Consider the following 18,751-nt stretch of genomic DNA (forward strand, 5'->3'; position numbering starts at 1 on the left):
CAGGGCTTGCATCCTGGATGCTGCAAGAGCCTGCGGCCAGAGCCCTGACTCGCCCGTCGAGCCCAGCTGCCCCCTCAAAAACGCAAAAGAGACCGTATTTCTTGCGGCCAAAATGTCTTTTCCTGCTCCCTATCACGTAACAGTCAACAACTGGAGCCCTGCTAAAAACTACCCCATGAGCAATGCAAGGCTGCTTGTCCCCACCTCACTGTGAGCCTCTCGGTTCGTCTGCCCCGGTATCCGGAGCGGTTCAGACTGCTTGCCGCAGGCGGTGTTCGGATACGGGATGCAAGTGCCCTTCTGTTTGAGCGGGGCGCTTGTGTCTTGTCCACGGGACAAGACACCCCGCGAGTTAAGGGCACGCCCGTATCCGAACACCGACAAGGGTACCGGTGCGCAGCACCGGCAAGTAGTCAGCCCGGATACCGGGGCAGACGAACCGAGAGGCGTCTTGCTGAGAACAAGTTCCCTTCAATGAAGCGCAGCAACGCCTCAAAGCCAAACCAAATCAAATCAAATCAAATCAAATCAAATCAAATCAAATCAAATAACAGACTACACCCCCGCTATTTGCTCATAAATCCCTGAGCACAACAGCCACAAAAAAATGCCAAGCAAGTTAGTACATAGCTAAACAGATAGATAGATGGGTGGAGAGAAAGAAAAAGGCATGTCTGCATGGAAGCTATTTACCAAGCCCCACTGCAAAGAAAAATCCCCGCTGGCAGATAAACCAAGCGGGGATTTCGAACCAGCCAAGGCGGCGAAGATCTAAGTCATCAACCACACAAACAGTACTCCACCCAAGGCAATCCGATACCAGGCAAAAGGACGATAGGTGCGGCTGGACACAAAGCGCAGCACGGCCTTCACCAGGAACAGTGCGCTAAAAAAGGCAGCGACAAAACCCACAATAATCGCGGTACTCTGATCAGAGCTTAAGGACGCACCGTTGCGATACAGGTCATAAACCGTGGCGGCCAGCATGGTGGGCATGGCCAGAAAGAAAGAAAACTCCGTGGCCGTCTTGCGCTGAATACCGGCCAGCATGCCGCCAATAATCGTCGCCCCTGAACGTGAGGTGCCGGGCACCATGGCCACGCACTGGGCAAAACCCACGACCAATGCCTGCTTCCAGGTAATTTCTTCCAACGCGAAGGCCGTAGCCTTTTGCGAAGTGACGGTTTCACCCTGGTCGCTATCTGCCGTGTGCTTCGCATACTGTGGCTTGCGCTCTACCCACAACATCAACAGCCCCCCCAACACCAGCGTGAACACAAACACAATCTGGTGATGAAACAAGGCTTTCACATACTGAATCGTCAAGGCACCAATGACAGCAGCGGGCAAAAAGGCGATCAGCAAATTGCGCGTGAACATCATCTCGGTACGGTCACCGCGCAAGGTTCCCATGATCAGCTGAATCAGGCGGGCACGGAAAATCCAGACCACGGCCAGAATCGAACCGAACTGAATCACGACTTCGAACACCTTGGCATCGCCCGAGGAAAAATCGATCCACGAACCCAGAATCAGCAAATGTGCCGTACTGGAGACAGGAATAAACTCCGTAATACCTTCGACAATCCCCAGGAACAGGGCCTTCAACAAATAAATGGTTTGCTCGGTCATGTTGTGTGAATCAAAGCCAATAAAAATTAAGACGCAAGGAAGGGATCGATTTGTTCATCATCATAGGGCGCACGTTCCAGACTGACCTGGGAAATACGACGCCCTTCCAGTTCTTCCACCTTGAAGCGATATACCGCATCGCTCTGCTCAAGAACACACACATCCCCCACCTTGGGCAACTGTCCGAAACGCGTCAGAAGATAGCCCGCCAACGTTGCATATTCTTCGTCCTCATCGACCAAACCATCCACACCCAGCATCTGTTCAAGATGGTGCAAGTCCGTCGAACCATCCAACAGCCAATGGTCTTGAGATTCCTGAACAATATCGGGTGTCTCGTCCTCGCTGGGAAAGTCGCCCGCAATCGCCTCGAAAATATCCAAAGGCGTCACCAGCCCTTCAATGGTGCCGAACTCGTCCGTCACCATGACCAACTGACCGCGGCTTTGCTTGATGGTTTCCATCAGATCCAAAATCCCGATGGACTCATACACAAAGACCGGCTGACGCAACTGGTCCACACGGATATGACCATGAATCAGCAGGTCTGCCAGTAACTCTTTGCTTCGACCAATGCCAATAACCTCATCGAGCGAACCGCGACAGACCGGCACCATGCTATGAGGTTCCCGCGTCATTTTTTCGCGCAGCACTTCCGCAGAGTCCTGAATATTCACCCAGGTAATGGCATTGCGCGGCGTCATCACCGAATGCACGGTACGCTCGGACAAAGTCAGCACACCGCTGACCATATTGCGCTCTTCCTGACCAAACACCATTTGCGCCGATGCGCCGGGCAGATCCGGCCCGATGGCAGCCTCTCCCGAGGCAGGACGCTTGCCCAACATGCGCAGCACGGCCTCGGCCGTACGCTCACGCATGGGCCGGCCCGCCTGCAACATGCGCAACTTGCGACGCGCCAGCTGGTTGAACATCTCGATCAGGATGGAGAAAGAAATGGCCGCATACAGGTAACCCTTGGGTACATGTACACCAAAGCCTTCGACCAGCAAGGAGAAGCCAATCATCAACAAAAAGCCCAGGCACAGGATCACTACCGTAGGCCGGCTGTTGATATAGGCAGTCAACGGCTTGGAGGCCACCAGCATGATGCCAATGGCAATGACCACCGCCGCCATCATGATGGGCAGATGCTCGACCATGCCCACCGCGGTAATGACCGCATCGATGGAGAACACGGCATCCAGGACCACAATCTGCGCCACGATCACCCAGAAGCTGGCATACATGCGCGAGCCGGAGGCATGAGCACTGCGGTTCTCAATACGTTCGTGCAGCTCCAGTGTGCCCTTGAACAGCAGGAAAAAACCACCCACGATCATGATCAGATCACGGCCTGAAAAATCCAGACTAAATATGGAGATCAAGGGATCGGTCAGCTGCACCAGATGGGACATGACCGTGAGCAAGCCAAGGCGCATCAGCAAGGCCAGTGACAGGCCCAGCACACGAGCCCGGTCGCGCTGCGCCGGAGGCAGCTTGTCGACCAAAATTGCAATGAACACCAGATTATCGATGCCCAGCACAATTTCCAGAACTACCAGTGTGAGTAACCCGACCCAGGCGGTCGGGTCCATCAACCACTCCATCTTTGCTCCTTGGCGCTGTGACTAAAAGAACACCCCGGCAATGCCGGGGTCCAGGTTCTTAATCTTGCAGGTGCGACAACATCTGAATAAAGATCTTCGGGCTGGCCGCAATCACGTTGCCGGTTTCTTTCCAGGTTTGCTCGCCTTCAAAGTCGCCCACCAGACCACCGGCTTCAGTCACCAGCAAAGTGCCGGCAGCCAGATCCCAGGGTTTCAGGTTGACGGCGCAGAAACCATCCAGACGACCGGCGGCCACATAAGCCAGATCCAAAACCGTTGCACCCACGCGACGCACGGCCGCACATTCGGCCAGCATATCGGCAAATGGGGAGGTGGATTTCACACCTGCACCCGAATCCGGTACGTGCGCGCCAATCAAGGCATCGTGGTAACGGGTCTGGCCCGACACACGAATACGGCGGTCGTTCAGGAAGGCACCACCGCCACGGCTGGCCGTGAACATTTCATTGCGGTTGGTGTCGTAAATAACGGCATGGGCAGCCTGGCCTCGATGCATCAGCGCAATCGAAATCGCGTAGCACGGAAAGCCGTGGATAAAGTTGGTGGTGCCATCCAGCGGATCAATGACCCACTGGTATTCAGGAGTGCCTTCGCCTGCGGGTTCCAGCGGTGGACGCTCGCCCGTTTCCTCTCCGATAAAGCCGTGATCGGGGTAGGCTTCGCTCAACACTTCAATGATGGCTTCCTCTGCTGCGCGATCCACTTCCGTGACATAATCTTTAGGGCCTTTACGCGCAACCGACAGGTGCTGGAGGTCTAGACTGGCGCGAGAGATAATGGTGCCGGCACGGCGAGCCGCCTTGATGGCGGTATTGAGCATCGGGTGCATGGAAATTCCGTTTTTTTAACAATAATTGAGCCTGCCTGGCGTGCCCTGTTGCAGGGCAAAATCGCGTGAGCAGACACAGGAAGCGTAGCTTCAAAGTAGCTATTTTAAATGACTCAGACGCAAGCATCGGCATTTGATGATAATTTTCACCGGGTTCGCTTCATTATGGTGCAACCCAGCCACCCTGGAAACGTGGGCGCAGCAGCGCGAGCGATCAAAACCATGGGCTTTGGCGATTTATGTCTGGTCGACCCGCTGGACCCGGACGTTGCACAAAACCCTCAGGCAATCTCGCTGGCCAGCGGTGCCGTGGACGTTTTGGAGCAAGCAACAATTGTTCCCACCCTGGCGCATGCGCTGGAACCCGTCACCCTGGCTTTTGCTCTGACGGCCCGCCCTCGCTACTTGGGACCACCGGCTGCTGATATACGCCAGACAGCCGAACTGAGCCGTGAGCATCTGCGCCAGCACGCCGGAACCGTCGCCATTGTGCTGGGTACTGAGCGCGTCGGACTGACCAACGAGCACATCAGTCAGTGCCAGTACGTCTGCCATATTCCGGCCAATCCTGAATACAGCTCCCTGAATGTCGCCCAGGCTTTGCAACTGGCCGCCTGGGAATTGCGCTACGCCCTGCTGGCTGAAAGTGGTGCCAGCCTGCTGCCCAATACGGAGGGCAAGGCAGACCCCGGCAAGGAGCTGGCGCCTCAAGCCAAGGTGCAAGCCTTGCTGCAACACTGGGAACAGGCCATTGAAAGCGTCAAATTCCTGGACCCCAAGCACCCCAAAAAACTGGTGCCCCGCATGCAGCACCTGTTCGGGCGCGCCCAGCTGAGTCTGGACGAAGTGGATATGTTGCGTGGCCTGTGTACCGCCATGATCAAGACTGCGAAAACAGCGGGCCACCCCATCCCCGAACAGCGCAAGGACGAATCGGCTGGCCCGGAACAGCGCTAAAACCCGCATTCAAACGCTCTGCCCCGCTTGCCCGCTGCAGCCAGCGGGCATTGTCTTTTATGAGCGATCACACAGTGGACACTTTCTTGGCTGGCGTATATTCTTACTGAGTTACTTTTTCGGTAAGCAATAGCTGTTTTCAAGCATGAACACTCCCGAGACCGTAGAACCGCAGGATCAGGCCGGGCCGCGTACCTTGCAACGCGGCCTGCTGGTGCTCAAGACTTTGCAGAATCATCAAGGCAAAGGGCTGAGCGTCACTGACCTGTCGCGCGCCACGCAACTGCAACGCCCCACCATCTACCGGCTGCTGGCCGCCCTGATCGATCACGGTCTGGTCCAGAACAGCAGCCATAGCCGTCGCTACAGCGCCACGCGCCAGGATCAGGGCCTGTTTGGGCTGGACCCGCGCGTCACCATCATGCAGCCCATCATGCAGGAGCTGGCCCAGCTTACCGGCGATGCGGTCTTTCTGGTGGGCCGCGATGGCGACGACTCCGTCAGCCTGTGGCGCGAAATCGGCCCCTACCCAGTACAGATTCTGGCTACTTATGTGGGCAAGCGTCAGCCTTTAGGCGTGGGTTCCGGTGGCATGGCCTATCTGGCGACCTTGGGCGATGAGGCCATCGAACAGATTATCGAGCGCAATGCCAATCAGCTGGACCAGTACGGCGGCATGACCCAACGCGAGATGCGTCAGCTGGTCACCAATACCCGCATTCGTGGCTACTCGGTTGTAGGTAATTACGCTGTGCGCGGTGCCTTGGGTGTGGGCTGCGCTCTGTGTGACCACAAAGGCCGCCCCATTCTGGCCATGAGTGTCACAGCTATTACCGAACGCATGCCTGCGCCGCGTCAAAAAGAGATTGCCGGTCTACTGCGCGAGGCCCTGGATTCAGTGGCGGACAAGTTTTAGGTCCCCGCAAGCGTCCTATCTCTTCGGTCCAGCACCGTTAAAACTCCTTGAAAGCACACAGAGCATTCTGTGTGCTTTTTTTATGTCTCAACCAGTACTCCCACTCTTTCTCCTCTTCCTTTAATCACCCACTTCTGCCGTGCAACTGGAATCAAGCTCTTAGCTCTGACGGTCAGAACCTGAGTAAAAGCCTTGCCTATCCCCCTTCGCTCTTTGCCCTCACAGTCCCCCCGTTGGAAAACGTAGTCCCATTTCAAACAGCGCCCTATCCGCCATTCAAATTGATCCTCTAATCAGTTCGTTTTAGCTAAATATCTCCACACCAGAAAAAACAGCCGGCCTTATAGCCGCAGCAGCCTGTCCACACGCTCCCCCCCTCTTTCCCTAGGGTTAACGCCTCATCGTTTCGCCCCGCGTAAATAAAACGACATTTGCTTTATTGATCCACGCACTAGCCTGTCGCTATCTTGTGGGCACAACGATAAGCCCCCTAAGGGGGAACACCATAAGCCGACCCACTAGCCAGGTCGGGGAGACAAAAACAAGGATAAGTTCATCATGAACACCACTGCTACCATCGCGGCCAAACCCAGGCCAAACTTGCTGACCCGCTTTACCAATATCTGCGTGCGTTACGTAGAAAAGTGGATGCCGGACCCGTATCTGTTCGCCGTCATCCTGAGCTTGCTGGTTGTAGGACTGATTACCCTGTTTGTTGATGGCGCCACCCCCGGAGGAATGGTGGACGCCTGGTATCGCGGGGTATGGGGACCCAAAAGCATTTTCACCTTTGCCCTGCAAATGGTGTTGATTCTGGTGACGGGCTACACCCTGGCCGAAGCACCACCCTTGAAACGCGCCATCATCTGGTTGGCTTCCCGTGCCCGCACCCAGGTTGAAGGAGCCCTGCTGTGCTTTGCCGTGGGCTCGATCTTTTGCCTGTTGAACTGGGGCCTGGGTCTAGTGGCTGGTGCCCTGGTCGCGCGCCAGGTTGCCCGCCGTCTGCCCAATGTGCACTTTGGTTATCTGATTGCCTCGGGCTATATGGGCTACCTGCTCTGGACTCAAGGTCTGTCCAGCTCGATTGCCCTGGCCAATACCGACCCCAACAGCCCCATCAACGTCATCCATCAACTGACCAGCATGACGGTGCCTTTCAGCCTGACCATTTTTCAGCCCTATAGCTGGATTCCGGTTGTGGCTCTGATCATCCTGCTGTTTCTGACGATCTGGCGCATGGAGCCGGACTACGCCTTGCCGCCCGACCCGGCCGTCTTTGCGGACATTGAGAAAGACCTGCCCAAAACCAAGCCCAGCACTCCGGCCGAAAAGCTGGAAAACCTGTGGATTCTGAACGTGCTGTTCTTTGCCGCGGGTATGTACTACTTCGTGCGCAGCGGTTTTGCGCTGAACATCTCATCCATGATCATGCTGTTTACCGTCACCGGTGCCCTGCTGCACTGGACGCCTATCCGCTTTATCAAGTCCTTTGTCGAGTCCGCCAAAACGGCAGGCCCGCTGATTCTGCAGTACCCGCTGTACGGCGGCATCATGGGCTTGCTGGCCTATATCCCCATGGAAGGCGGCCACGCGCTGGAAGAAATTCTGTCCTCCGCGCTGGTGACCGGGGCCAATGAATACACCCTGCCCTTCCTGACCTTTATTGCCTCCATCATCATCTCGCTGTTTGTGCCTTCCGGTGGCGGACACTGGGGTGTGCAAGGCCCCATCGCCGTGCAGTCGGCCCTGGCCATTGGTCAGGACAGCCCCGCCTATCTGGGCCTGATGTCCATGGCCGTGGCTTTTGGTGAAGCGGTGGCCAATATGATCCAGCCCTTCTGGCTCCTGCCTGTTCTGGCCATTGCGCGCCTGAATGTACGACAGGTCATGGGCTTTACCGTCGTGGCCTTTCTGATTGGCACCGTCATTTTGACGATTGCTATTCTTATCGCACCCTTCACGCTCTAAGGACGAGCCATGTCTGTGAATGATTTCGCTACCCGAAACACGACATCCAGCCAGGAGGCGGCTGAAGCGGCGATTGCCCGCTACGAGCAAACCGAGGAGCTGATTCAGGCCTTTGCCCATCTGGACAAGGAGCAGGTACGGCGTGTCGCCCAGGAGCAGGAGAACAACACCGGCCCCTTGAAGGGGCTAGTCATCGGCATCAAGGATTTGATCAATACGGCGGACGCTCCGACCACCTATGGTTCGCCTATTTATCGTGATAACCGCCCCACTCAGGACGCCGCCATTGTGCAGGCCCTGTGTGCGGCCGGTGCCGTGCCATTTGGCAAAACCGTTACCACGGAATTTGCCTTATTCAGCCCGCCCAAGACCTGCAACCCTTGGAATCTGGAGCACACACCAGGCGGGTCCTCGTCCGGCTCGGCCGCCGCGGTGGCCGCCAATGTGGTGCCGGTGGCCTTGGGCACCCAGACAGCGGGGTCCGTGGTACGCCCTGCCACCTTCTGCGGGATTTATGGCTTCAAACCCAGCTTCGGCGCCCTGCCCAGCAGCGGCTTGAAAACCATCAGCCCCTCTTTGGATACCGTGGGAATTCTTGGCCAACGCCTGGACGATGTGCGCAGCGTTTTCAATGCACTGCGCAGCACGCCAGAAGTATCGCAAGTCCTGCTGCAAGCCCCTTTGCGCCTGAGCTTTTTGCACACGCCCTGGTGGGAGGATATTGCCAAGGATCTGCGTGACCGGCTGGAAGCGAGCATCAGCCTCCTGGAAACGGATGACGGCCAGTTTGAAGTTCAGCTTAGTGACAAGGACAGCCTGTTTGGCGAACTGACCCACGCGCAGCAAGCCGTCATGGGGGCTGAAGTGCTAATCCATTTAAGCCATGAACGCCAACAACACCTGGAGCTGCTCTCGCCTGCTTTGCAGACCTATCTGGACAAGTGCGCGCAGACCCAGCCCGCCGAACTGATCCAGGCCCAAGGTCTGATCAATCAGGTCAAGCGCCATCCCGAGCTGATCTTCGGCGACGCGGACCTGATCCTGAGCGCCGCCGCCTTGGGCGAGGCCCCCACACGCGACACCACCGGCGATCCGGTGCTGTGTCGTGCCTGGACGGCGCTGGGCATTCCATGCATCAACCTGCCCATCGGCTTTGGCAATCACGGGCTTCCTTTGGGACTGCAAGTGGCCGCCCGCCCCGGGCAGGACGATCTGCTGCTGGAAGCGGCCGCCCGTATTGCCCATCGCCTGGGCACATTAACTATCGCGTTGCCTGAACTCCGATCCTGAAGGGTCAGGCAGCTTGTTTAACGGATCACATCGACAGAGGTATCACAGGGAAACCCAATGACGGACAGCAACTGGAATCTTAAGAATCAAGCCCGCCAGCAAAGACTGCAACGTGCCAGCCGCGCACTGGGAGACTCTTTGCAAGGCAAAATATGCAGCACGGATAAAGCCAGCACCTTGCTGGAAGCCGTATTACAAGTAGGAGATCGAGTATGTCTGGAAGGCAACAACCAGAAGCAGGCCGACTTTCTGGCCGATGCACTGGTAGGAGTCGACCCAGCGCAGATTCATGACCTGCACATGGTGCAATCCGTGCTGGCTTTGCCCCAGCATCTGGATGTATTTGAAAAAGGCATTGCCAATCGCCTGGACTTCAGCTTTTCCGGCCCGCAAGGTGCGCGCCTGGCCAGGCTGGCCTCGGCAGGACGGCTGAACATCGGTGCCATTCATACCTATCTGGAGTTGTTTGCCCGTTACTTTGTAGACTTGACCCCGAATGTCGCGCTCATCGCGGCCCAGGCCGCCGATGAGCACGGCAATCTGTACACCGGCCCCAATACCGAGGACACCCCGGCCATTGTGGAAGCCACCGCGTTTTCGGGCGGTATTGTCATCGCCCAGGTCAACGAGCTGGTCGACAGCAAGACCACCCGCCTGCCACGCGTGGACATTCCCGCCGACTGGGTGAACTTCGTGGTACCCGCTCCACGCCCGCACTTTATTGAACCGCTGTTTACCCGCGACCCCGCCCAGATCAGCGAAATACAGGTCCTGATGGCCATGATGGCCATCAAGGGTATCTACGCGGAATACGGCGTGCAACGCCTGAACCACGGCATCGGTTTTGACACCGCCGCCATCGAATTGCTGCTGCCCACTTACGGGGAGTCGCTGGGCCTGAAAGGCAAGATTTGCCAACACTGGGCCCTGAATCCTCACCCTGCCCTGATCCCGGCCATTGAAGCCGGTTGGGTGCAGTCGGTGCATTCCTTCGGCTCCGAGCTGGGCATGGAAAACTATCTGCGCGCTCGCTCCGATGTGTTCTTCACCGGGCCAGATGGCAGCATGCGCAGCAACCGCGCTTTCTGCCAGGCCGCGGGCCACTATGCCTGCGATCTGTTCATTGGCTCCACCTTGCAGATCGACCTGCATGGTAATAGCTCCACCGCCACGCTGGGCCGTATTGCCGGTTTTGGGGGCGCACCGAATATGGGCGCGGATGCACGCGGTCGTCGCCATGCCAGCCCCGCTTGGTTGAAAGCCGGGCAAGAGGCTCGTCAAGGACGCCAGGGCGCAGCCGGTACGCCGCGTGGCCAGAAGCTGGTGGTGCAGATTGTGGAAACCTTTCGCGAGCACATGACCCCCGCTTTTGTGGACACCCTGGATGCCTGGACCCTGCAAGAACAGACCGGCATGGATCTGCCTCCCATCATGGTGTATGGCGACGATGTCACCCACATCCTGACTGAAGAAGGCATTGCCAATCTCTTGCTATGCCGTACCGACGAAGAACGCGAGCAGGCCATACGCGGCGTTGCCGGCTACACGCAAGTGGGCCTGGGCCGAGATGCGCGCATGGTGGAGAACCTGCGCGATCGCGGCATCATCCGTCGCCCCCAGGATCTGGGCATAGACCCACGTCAGGCCACACGCAACCTATTGGCCGCACGCAGTATGCGGGATCTGGTTCAAGCCTCCGGCGGGCTGTATCAACCCCCGGCACGCTTCCGTAACTGGTAATGGCCCGCCACGCTATTTGCATTAGGAGATCACGATGACAAACATTCCTCACGGCCTGGAAACCCTGGCCTACAGTTTCAAAGGACAAGAGCCCATTGGCCCCTTCCAGCCTGTGCTGGTGGGCGTCGTGGGTTCGGGCAATCTGGAAGTGCTGGCCGAGCCCAAGGACAGCCCCGAATGTACTATCCACATTCACACCTCGGCACGTGGGTTCTCCACGATCTGGGATGCGGTGGTGCGGGACTTTCACCAACGCCACCCGCTGGCCGGTATCCACTTTGACATCAACGATATGGGGGCCACCCCTGCCGTGGTCAGCCTGCGTCTGGACCAGGCCGCCAGCGAAGCACTGGCGCGTAGCCAAGCACAAGGAACCCAGTCATGAGCAGTTATCTGGAATGTTCTGCCCGCCAGCGCGTCCAGGCTTTGTTTGACGCCAACAGCTTTCACGAATGGCTGCCCCCTGCCCAACGCTTGAGCAGCCCCCATCTGGCCCAATTGGGTGTGCCCTCTTCCTTTGATGATGGTGTAGCTATCGGCCATGCCTTGCTGGAAGGGCAGACGGTTTATGTGGCCGCGCAAGAAGGCGAATTCATGGGCGGTGGTGTGGGCGAAGTTCACGGCGCCAAGCTGGTGGGACTGCTGCGCCGCGCCATGATCGACCGCCCTGCTGGGGTGGTGCTGCTGCTGGAGTCCGGTGGTGTGCGCTTGCACGAAGCCAATGCCGGTTTGATTGCTGTCTCCGAAGTGATGCGCGCCTTGCTGGATACGCGCAATGCCGGTGTGCCGGTGATTGCTTTGGTCGGCGGGCAAAACGGTTGCTTTGGTGGCATGGGTATTGTGGCCCGCTGCACCAACCACCTGATCATGAGTGACGTGGGCCGTCTGGCCATGTCCGGCCCGGAAGTGATTGAAGCCTCCCACGGAGTCGAAGAATACGACTCCAAAGATCGTGCTTTGGTCTGGCAAACCAGCGGTGGGAAACACCGCTGGCTGACCGCCGATTGCGATGACCTCGTACCTGACACCGTGGCCGCTTTCCGCGACGCAGCCGTACAAGGTTTGAAGAATCCGGCGCGTGGCCCGGTGACCCTGGAAGAGCTGGAACAGGAACATCAGTTGCTGGCACAACGCGCGGCCCTGCTGCCTGTAGAGCAATGGGATCACACCGAGAATCAAGCCCAGACCTTGTGGCAAGCGCTGGGGCTGGAACAAAGCGATCAAGTCGGGCAGATGGACGCTGCAGCCGTCAAAGCATTACGCAGCCAGGAGGCGCTGTCATGAAATGGGAAACTCTGGTGCAATCGCTGTTCGATACGCAGCACAGCATTAGCGAACAGGATTTGTTCTTGCAGGGCGATGCCGAGTTTGATGGCCAGACCTTAGCCGTTATCGGAACCACTGAACACGCCCCCATCGGCGTGGCCCTGGCCTTGACCCAGGCACAGGCCGTGCTGGACACCATCAAGAACCATCCTGGCCGCAGTCTGCTGCTTTTGGTCGATACCCAAGGTCAGCAACTGCGCCGCCGCGATGAGCTGTTGGGCATCAACCGCGCCATGGCTCACTTGGGCATGTGCCTGGATCTGGCGCGATGCAAAGGTCACAAGGTTATTGGCCTGGTGTATGACCAGGCCTTGTCCGGTGGTTTCATCACCTCCGGTCTGATTGCCGATGCCTGCTATGCCTTGCCTGAAGCCGAGATCCGCGTCATGCGCATTCCTGCCATGGCCCGCGTCACCAAACTGCCCGAATCCATGCTGGAAGAACTGGCGCAATCCAATCCGGTCTTTGCGCCCGGCGTAGGCAATTACGTGGCCATGGGAGGCATTCAGTCTGTTTGGGACAGCAGTTCGCCAGAGCAACTGCGTGCATCCTTGCGTGCAGCGCTGGCCCAATCCAATGATCAGGACCGCCGTGCCAGCGATGGGGCCGAACGCGGTGGCCGCCGTCTGGCTGCCCAGATCATTGAACAGGTCTTGCAGGCGTCCTGATGACAGCCCCACTGCCCGCTCGCCGTCACCACCTGATCACGCTGGACAGTACAGCCTGGGATCAGGTGCTGGCTGATCTGGAGCCGACCAGCCACGCCCATCAGTGCCTGCGCAGATGGCAGGCCCGTGACTGGCCGCTGGTCGTCAGCCGTCAGCCAGGCGAGCTGCGTAGCGGGCAGCTGCAAGTGGGCATTCCTTTGCCGACCGATTGGGGACGGCAAAGGCTGTCCCTGATCGTTCCCCAGGCGCGGAGCCTGGCCTGGGGCCGTTTCCCTCCCGCCCATGAAGCCCAAACCTTGCTGCCGGTTTCCTTGGCACAAAGCTGGCTGAGCTTATGCCAGCAGATGCAGGCACACAGCTGCACCGCTCAGGTTTATGGCAGTTATGGCTGGGAACTGATCACCGGACAAGGCTATGTGCGTGAAGGCTCGGACCTGGATTTGCTGCTACCCGTGCAGTGCGCCACGCAGGCCGATCGTCTGGTGCAGCTATTACGTGCGGCCAGCGAATTGCCCGATTTGCCCCGTCTGGATGGCGAGCTGCTGTTTCCGGATGACGCCGCCATCGCCTGGCGTGAATGGCAGCAATGGCGCAGCGGTGCCAGCAACAAAGTCATGATCAAACACACGCATGGTTTACGTATTCAGGCGCACTCGGACTGGCCCGAGCACGCCCCTAGCCTGGAGTCTTCTCATGCTGCTTGATGCAATTGAAACAAGGGCATTGGCGCAGCTACCCACTGCCCCCGACTCCATGGACCCATCTCGTTCCTGGAGTTGCACGGCCATAGGCCGGGCAGCCGTTCTGGCGCTGTATGACGAGCTGATTCTGGCCCCCAAACCGGGGCTGGTTTCCCTGATCGACAGCGGCAGCCATGACGATATGGATGCCAGCACTTTTTATCGCAGCCTGTTTGCTCTGCGCCATTATTTTTCTGACATGGCGGCCCTGGGCCAACAGCGTGTTCCATTCAGCCAGCTGCAAACTCGCGGGATTGCAGCGGAGGCTCGCATGCAGGCCGCCACGGGGGGCATCAATACCCACCGTGGTGCCATTTTCATGCTGGGCCTGTTGTGCGCAGCCGCAGGCGCCTGCCTTCCTTTTCGCACCCTGACTCCCGCCACGATTCGGGACCAACTTCAAACATTATGGGGGGCGGCTTTACAGGCCCGCAGCCTGCAAGCATCGTCCGCACTGCCGGGCGGACGGGCGGTACGCCGCTATGGCTTGCAAGGAGCGAACCAGGAAGCCGCCCAGGGCTTTCCCACCTTGTTTGAAACGGCCTGGCCCGCCTGGCAAGTCGCTGTCAACACTTTGTCTCCGCACAGCACACCAGTGGCAGAACAGCAGTTGCAGACCGTGGGTTTGCATACCTTCTTTTCTGTCATGGCGGTCCTTGACGATAGTAATCTGGCCCATCGTGGCGGACTGGAGGGGCTACACTACGCGCGCCGCTGCGCCGCGCAATACTTGCAGGCAGGCAGTGCGTTTACCCCGGATGCAGTGCAGCGCGCCCAGGCCTTGCATCAAGCCTTCATGAAACGCCGCCTGTCCCCCGGAGGCGCTGCCGATACCCTGTCGGCCTGCTGCTGGCTGGACCGCTTGCAAGCCTATGCACCCGGTGGTGCCAGCCAGCGTCGCCCTACTGGAGCCTGACCATGAAAATCGCCCTGCTGTTTTCCGGGCAAGGCATGCAATACGCAGACATGCTGCCCTGGATGAACCCGGCCCATCCCCTGCTGCTGCAAATGCAGGAGCAATTGCATGTTCCCGACTGGCGCGCTGCCATGCGCGATAGCAGTTGGGCCAGCACCAATGCCCATGCCCAAGTCGTGCTGACGGCATGCGCACTGGCCGCCTGGCAGCAATTGCAGGAGCAAGTCCCTGCCCTGCAGTCCTCCAGTCAATCTTTGGCCGCCGTGGCGGGCTACAGCATTGGTGAACTGGCAGCCGCTTGTGTAGCGGGTGTCTTATCCACCAGCGATACCGTCAAACTGGCAGGACAAAGAGCCGCCTTGATGGATCAGGCGGGGGCCGGACAAGACAGCAGCATGCTGGCGGTAAGCGGTGTTTCAATTCGGACGATTGAGCAATGGTGTCAGGTACAGGGCGCTGCCCTGGCCATACGCAATGGCCCCGATAGTGCCGTGTGTGCGGGCCCGCGTGACAAGCTGGCTGCCCTGGAAAAGTTTTCTCAAGAGCAAGGGGCACGTTGCACACCCTTGGCTGTGAATATTGCGTCCCATACTCATTGGATGAGCAGCGCAGCTCAAGCCTTTCAGGAGCAACTGAATCAAAGCGAACTGGCTGTCCCGAACGTGCCGTGGCCGACCAATGCCGGTGTATGGGTGCATAACGCCGCCACCGCAGCGCAGGCTTTATCGGCACAGATCATGCAAACCATGCAATGGGATTCCTGCATGGAACAAATTGAAGAACGACAGCCTAATGTGGTGCTGGAGATTGGACCGGGACGCAGTCTGGCGACCATGTGGAATCAGCGCTATTCCGAAATTCCTGCGCGTAGTGTGGATGAGTTCCAAACCTTGGATGGTTTGCAGCGCTGGTTGTCACGCTGGGCGGGATAGGGAGACATCCGCAAGCCGTCCAACATCAGGCCGATTTCAGCCCTTCTTTTTCCAGCTGAGTGCGCACGATCCGGCAGGCCCGTAACAGGCTCAACACATTCGGGCTACGCTCGCGTGACTTCATGCAGACCAGACCGATACGCTGTGAGTGTCGATACTTGTGCTCCAGGCCAAGCCATTGAATCTTGTCAGAGAAAACCTCTTTGGCACGGGCCGGCAAAAGAGAACACCCCACCCCGCCACTGACCAGGCTCATCAAGGAAAAGATATCCCCGGTGCGCATCACAATATCGGCATCGAATCCGGCTTTGGCCAGCATGCGTTGCATGTCCCGGCCTGTCGCGAAGTCATCGGTCAGCGACACAAAGCGTTCCTTGGAGCAACGCTCCAGATCCACTACGGATGAATCCGAACCTTGCCAATCCATGGGGGCCGCAAACATCAGTTCATCATCAAAAATGGGGAGCATTTCCAGGTCATCCGGCTGCTCTTGCGGCAACTCGATCAAGGCTGCATCGATATGACCGCCCCGCAGCTTTTGCAGCAGCTTCTCGTTGGAGTCCAGCACCAGATCAATCTGCATTAACGGTTTGTGGACTTTCAGCTCCACCAACAGACGCGGCACCAGACGTATCGTCAGCGAATACATGGAGCCAATGCGCAACTGATCCGAGGAATACCCCCCTGCTGCGCGAGCATTATCAATGCCATGCTGCAAGGTACGGATGGTTTCCTGGGCGGCTTCAGCCAGCTCGCGTGCCGACTCTTGCGGCACCAGGTTGCGCCCTTCCTGCAGGAACAAGGGGCAGCGCAAGCCTTCTTCCAGACTTTTCAATGCTCGATGCACACTGACCGCACTGGTACCCAATTGTTCAGCGGCACGGGCAATCGTGCCGGCTTCCAGAAAAGCCAGCAAAACTTCCAGGCGTCGTACCGTGATTTTTTCGTCGATCAGAAACATCGTGGAGGCAGGTAGAAAAACAGCGCGAGAGCAAAGAGTACAGTATGGGAGAAACCGAAACTAAGTCCAATGCAGGCTAACCCGAAAAAAATGCCCCAAGCCGCTAAAAGCAAGGCTTGGGGCATTTCCATGTCAGGTCAGGACAGCACGGGCCTGAACCCGGCAAGATCGTGTTCAGGATCTGGAAACCAGGCCCTGAACCCAAGGCTTAAGCAGCCTTTTTCTCACCACCCGTTTGCACGATTTCACGTACTGGAACGGGCGTCTGCAAACCAGCCTGATTCAGCACTTGGACCGCACGGCGGAACAGATCAAAACGGGCATCCCAGAAGTCAGCAGCATTGATCCACGCACGCAGATTGACGGTGATTACGCTGTCCTTGTACTCCATGACCATAACCACAGGAGCCGGGTCTTTCAGCACCTGAGGATGTTCATTGAGCAGGTCTTGCAGCAGCTTGATGGCCAGGTCCAGATCATCGCCATAGCGTACGCCCACACCAAAGTCCAAACGACGAGTGGTGTTGCGGCTGTAGTTGATGATAGGGTTGCCCCAGATCAGGCTATTGGGCAACGTGAATTGAATGCCATCCACTTGCTCAAAGCGGGTCAGGAACAAACCCACTTCCTGCACGGTCCCGTCGCCTTTACCAACGACCGATACAAACTCGCCCGCACGCAAGGGACGCAGCATCAGCAACATGATGCCAGCCGCGATATTTTGCAGTGTGTTCTGCAAGGCCAGACCAACGGCCAAGCCGGCAGCACCCAATACCGCAATAATGCTGGCGGTCTGTACGCCAAAACGAGCCAGTACAGCGATCAGCACAAAGATGCGAATCGTCCAGACCGTCACGGACTGGGCCATGGGTACAATCGTCGGATCCACTCGGGGGGAACGGGCCGCCATCCGCTTGATGGCACGACCAGCGACGGCCGATAGCCACCAGCCAATAATCAGAATCAACAAAGCGATCACGACGTTGAGCGCAATCGCGACAACGGCTGGAAACTCTGTCATCCAGGCTTGCAATTTTTCCACGTTTCAATCTCCTCAATTAAAAGGCAAAGCACCGAAGGGACTGGCCGCTAAGGGTAAACATTGCTAGTGCGCATCATAGCCTTGAGAGGGGCCTGAACCCAAGTTGAGCAAGCCCTCCATCTTATCCCCGAAAACTGTGGATAGCTCATAGGAAAAACTGGGCAAATCAGAAAAACCTTCCGTAGTATCAGCGACTTGAAAACCGCGAACAGAAAACAGCCAAATCCGGATACAGACGCCAGCTTATCCCCATAAAATGTGGACAAGTCACAGGATAAACCGTGAATCACTGCACTTATCCCCGTGCAATCAAACACTTAGAAATGGCGAGCAGAGAATCGACAATTCTTTACCATTTTTTTCCTCGCGCAAGCCTCTGCTTGTTGAAAACCGGCTTATCCACAAAAGATGTGCATAAAAATAGGGAAAACCCCTGCATTATCAAAAAATAGGCTTATAAAACAATCACCTAAGTAGCCAGGTCAGGGATTCACCATTTTGCTGCTGATCAGGCCGGTACACGCCACAAGGACGCCAGCCAATGTTGCTCCTGCGGTGGCCTGTCTGTGGGGCGATAAAAGTGCTCTATATATTCAAAGCCCGCTTGCTCCAGACGCTCTGACCACTGCTCCCAACTGTAGTAGCAACCATAGCGCTGACCATTCCAGCCTTCTTGCCCCTGACCGCGCGGATTGGAGGAGAACAGCACGCCGCCCGGTCGCAGACTGTGCCGCAAAGCGGTCAAAACTGCAGGCAGCTCCGCGCTGGGTATATGGAATAGAACCGCATTGGCAAACACACCATCAAAAGCCGCAGCGGGCAAATTCAAATCCAGAAAGTCCTGATGCAGCACCGGCAAGCCAGTTTGCTGACGAGCCATCTCCACGAAAGCCGCACAGCCATCCAGGCCCACCGGGCGGTGACCCATGGCCTGAAACGCGACCAGATCCCGCCCCGGTCCACAGCCCAGATCCAGAATATCCACAGGCCCCGGCAAGCCGATGGCCGCCAGCAACGCATCACGATTCTGGCTGACATCATGGTCCCACGTGCCGTCCCGATAAGCCTGCGCATGGTCCTGGTAATGATTGACGGTGCGACGACTGGTTTCTTTCATCTGAACATCCTTGCCTATGCTATGGGTTTACTTGACGCTGCCTAACGATGGATCGACTATATCCTGAGTCCAATTTGAATCTGATG

Annotated in this window: 17 protein-coding genes; 11 read left to right on the top strand and 6 right to left on the bottom strand. The window is 57.6% G+C overall.

All coding sequences use genetic code 11. The features are described from left to right. Positions 1-771 precede the first annotated feature (771 nt). The 3 genes from Q9R35_RS15510 to Q9R35_RS15520 are packed head-to-tail and all read right to left on the bottom strand — an operon-like array spanning position 772 to position 4,092. Positions 772-1,632 carry an undecaprenyl-diphosphate phosphatase gene (locus Q9R35_RS15510; protein ID WP_063692300.1) on the bottom strand — a complete coding sequence of 287 codons (861 nt, stop codon included), beginning with the start codon at positions 1,630-1,632 and terminating at the stop codon, positions 772-774. A gap of 26 nt (positions 1,633-1,658) precedes the next feature. Then, positions 1,659-3,242 carry a TerC family protein gene (locus Q9R35_RS15515; protein WP_311220094.1) on the bottom strand — a complete coding sequence of 528 codons (1,584 nt, stop codon included), beginning with the start codon at positions 3,240-3,242 and terminating at the stop codon, positions 1,659-1,661. A 58-nt stretch (positions 3,243-3,300) separates the two neighbouring features. Beyond that, positions 3,301-4,092, bottom strand: a complete 792-nt coding sequence (locus Q9R35_RS15520) for an inositol monophosphatase family protein (protein ID WP_042483955.1) — start codon at positions 4,090-4,092, stop codon at positions 3,301-3,303. A 108-nt stretch (positions 4,093-4,200) separates the two neighbouring features. Between Q9R35_RS15520 and Q9R35_RS15525 the strand changes: the two genes are divergently transcribed. The 11 genes from Q9R35_RS15525 (at position 4,201) to Q9R35_RS15575 (ending at position 15,545) form a co-directional block, all read left to right on the top strand. Beyond that, a complete protein-coding gene (locus tag Q9R35_RS15525; RefSeq protein ID WP_086060130.1) occupies positions 4,201-5,049 on the top strand; it encodes an RNA methyltransferase in 849 nt (282 codons plus the stop codon). Positions 5,050-5,194: 145 nt separating this feature from the next. After that, positions 5,195-5,965, top strand: coding sequence for an IclR family transcriptional regulator (locus tag Q9R35_RS15530; RefSeq protein WP_042483953.1), 771 nt, complete (start codon positions 5,195-5,197; stop codon positions 5,963-5,965). A 558-nt stretch (positions 5,966-6,523) separates the two neighbouring features. Continuing rightward, the gene (locus Q9R35_RS15535; protein WP_042483948.1) at positions 6,524-7,933 is read left to right on the top strand and encodes a short-chain fatty acid transporter; all 1,410 of its coding nucleotides are present in this window, start codon (positions 6,524-6,526) and stop codon (positions 7,931-7,933) included. 9 nt (positions 7,934-7,942) lie between these two features. After that, on the top strand, positions 7,943-9,223 hold the full coding sequence (locus Q9R35_RS15540) for an amidase (RefSeq protein WP_311220095.1): 1,281 nt from the start codon (positions 7,943-7,945) through the stop codon (positions 9,221-9,223). Positions 9,224-9,280: 57 nt separating this feature from the next. Beyond that, positions 9,281-10,963 carry a malonate decarboxylase subunit alpha gene (gene mdcA / locus Q9R35_RS15545; RefSeq protein ID WP_063692304.1) on the top strand — a complete coding sequence of 561 codons (1,683 nt, stop codon included), beginning with the start codon at positions 9,281-9,283 and terminating at the stop codon, positions 10,961-10,963. A gap of 34 nt (positions 10,964-10,997) precedes the next feature. After that, positions 10,998-11,348: a malonate decarboxylase acyl carrier protein gene (gene mdcC, locus Q9R35_RS15550; protein WP_063692310.1), complete on the top strand. Its 351-nt coding sequence runs from the start codon at positions 10,998-11,000 to the stop codon at positions 11,346-11,348. Next, entirely contained in the window at positions 11,345-12,247 is a 903-nt protein-coding gene (locus tag Q9R35_RS15555; protein ID WP_311220097.1) for a biotin-independent malonate decarboxylase subunit beta, read from the top strand. The genes mdcC and Q9R35_RS15555 overlap by 4 nt, the downstream gene beginning before the upstream one ends. Then, positions 12,244-12,957: a biotin-independent malonate decarboxylase subunit gamma gene (mdcE, locus tag Q9R35_RS15560; RefSeq protein ID WP_063692315.1), complete on the top strand. Its 714-nt coding sequence runs from the start codon at positions 12,244-12,246 to the stop codon at positions 12,955-12,957. The genes Q9R35_RS15555 and mdcE overlap by 4 nt, the downstream gene beginning before the upstream one ends. Further along, the gene (gene mdcG, locus Q9R35_RS15565) at positions 12,957-13,661 is read left to right on the top strand and encodes a malonate decarboxylase holo-[acyl-carrier-protein] synthase (protein ID WP_063692317.1); all 705 of its coding nucleotides are present in this window, start codon (positions 12,957-12,959) and stop codon (positions 13,659-13,661) included. The genes mdcE and mdcG overlap by 1 nt, the downstream gene beginning before the upstream one ends. Continuing rightward, the gene (locus Q9R35_RS15570; RefSeq protein WP_172805345.1) at positions 13,651-14,613 is read left to right on the top strand and encodes a triphosphoribosyl-dephospho-CoA synthase; all 963 of its coding nucleotides are present in this window, start codon (positions 13,651-13,653) and stop codon (positions 14,611-14,613) included. The genes mdcG and Q9R35_RS15570 overlap by 11 nt, the downstream gene beginning before the upstream one ends. Positions 14,614-14,615: 2 nt before the next feature. Next, complete coding sequence (locus Q9R35_RS15575; RefSeq protein ID WP_063692319.1) at positions 14,616-15,545, top strand: acyltransferase domain-containing protein; 930 nt, start codon at positions 14,616-14,618, stop codon at positions 15,543-15,545. A gap of 25 nt (positions 15,546-15,570) precedes the next feature. Here the strand turns inward: Q9R35_RS15575 and Q9R35_RS15580 are convergent, their stop codons facing one another. From Q9R35_RS15580 to Q9R35_RS15590, 3 genes are all read right to left on the bottom strand, one after another. Further along, positions 15,571-16,506 carry a LysR family transcriptional regulator gene (locus Q9R35_RS15580; protein ID WP_063692321.1) on the bottom strand — a complete coding sequence of 312 codons (936 nt, stop codon included), beginning with the start codon at positions 16,504-16,506 and terminating at the stop codon, positions 15,571-15,573. A gap of 208 nt (positions 16,507-16,714) precedes the next feature. Further along, complete coding sequence (locus tag Q9R35_RS15585) at positions 16,715-17,527, bottom strand: mechanosensitive ion channel family protein (RefSeq protein ID WP_063692444.1); 813 nt, start codon at positions 17,525-17,527, stop codon at positions 16,715-16,717. A 529-nt stretch (positions 17,528-18,056) separates the two neighbouring features. Continuing rightward, the gene (locus tag Q9R35_RS15590; RefSeq protein ID WP_042483925.1) at positions 18,057-18,665 is read right to left on the bottom strand and encodes a class I SAM-dependent methyltransferase; all 609 of its coding nucleotides are present in this window, start codon (positions 18,663-18,665) and stop codon (positions 18,057-18,059) included. Positions 18,666-18,751: the final 86 nt, after the last annotated feature.

Origin of the sequence: Alcaligenes sp. AB3 (genome assembly GCF_031844565.1) — a bacterium.
GTDB classification, from domain to species: domain Bacteria; phylum Pseudomonadota; class Gammaproteobacteria; order Burkholderiales; family Burkholderiaceae_B; genus Alcaligenes; species Alcaligenes faecalis.

Excerpts from the sequence above, each read along its gene's own strand:
- Q9R35_RS15510 (WP_063692300.1), bottom strand. The coding sequence starts at position 1,632 with ATGACCGAGCAAACCATTTATTTGTTGAAGGCCCTGTTCCTGGGGATT.
- Q9R35_RS15515 (WP_311220094.1), bottom strand. The coding sequence starts at position 3,242 with ATGGAGTGGTTGATGGACCCGACCGCCTGGGTCGGGTTACTCACACTG.
- Q9R35_RS15520 (WP_042483955.1), bottom strand. The coding sequence starts at position 4,092 with ATGCACCCGATGCTCAATACCGCCATCAAGGCGGCTCGCCGTGCCGGC.
- Q9R35_RS15525 (WP_086060130.1), top strand. The coding sequence starts at position 4,201 with ATGACTCAGACGCAAGCATCGGCATTTGATGATAATTTTCACCGGGTT.
- Q9R35_RS15530 (WP_042483953.1), top strand. The coding sequence starts at position 5,195 with ATGAACACTCCCGAGACCGTAGAACCGCAGGATCAGGCCGGGCCGCGT.
- Q9R35_RS15535 (WP_042483948.1), top strand. The coding sequence starts at position 6,524 with ATGAACACCACTGCTACCATCGCGGCCAAACCCAGGCCAAACTTGCTG.
- Q9R35_RS15540 (WP_311220095.1), top strand. The coding sequence starts at position 7,943 with ATGTCTGTGAATGATTTCGCTACCCGAAACACGACATCCAGCCAGGAG.
- mdcA (WP_063692304.1), top strand. The coding sequence starts at position 9,281 with ATGACGGACAGCAACTGGAATCTTAAGAATCAAGCCCGCCAGCAAAGA.
- mdcC (WP_063692310.1), top strand. The coding sequence starts at position 10,998 with ATGACAAACATTCCTCACGGCCTGGAAACCCTGGCCTACAGTTTCAAA.
- Q9R35_RS15555 (WP_311220097.1), top strand. The coding sequence starts at position 11,345 with ATGAGCAGTTATCTGGAATGTTCTGCCCGCCAGCGCGTCCAGGCTTTG.
- mdcE (WP_063692315.1), top strand. The coding sequence starts at position 12,244 with ATGAAATGGGAAACTCTGGTGCAATCGCTGTTCGATACGCAGCACAGC.
- mdcG (WP_063692317.1), top strand. The coding sequence starts at position 12,957 with ATGACAGCCCCACTGCCCGCTCGCCGTCACCACCTGATCACGCTGGAC.
- Q9R35_RS15570 (WP_172805345.1), top strand. The coding sequence starts at position 13,651 with ATGCTGCTTGATGCAATTGAAACAAGGGCATTGGCGCAGCTACCCACT.
- Q9R35_RS15575 (WP_063692319.1), top strand. The coding sequence starts at position 14,616 with ATGAAAATCGCCCTGCTGTTTTCCGGGCAAGGCATGCAATACGCAGAC.
- Q9R35_RS15580 (WP_063692321.1), bottom strand. The coding sequence starts at position 16,506 with ATGTTTCTGATCGACGAAAAAATCACGGTACGACGCCTGGAAGTTTTG.
- Q9R35_RS15585 (WP_063692444.1), bottom strand. The coding sequence starts at position 17,527 with ATGACAGAGTTTCCAGCCGTTGTCGCGATTGCGCTCAACGTCGTGATC.
- Q9R35_RS15590 (WP_042483925.1), bottom strand. The coding sequence starts at position 18,665 with ATGAAAGAAACCAGTCGTCGCACCGTCAATCATTACCAGGACCATGCG.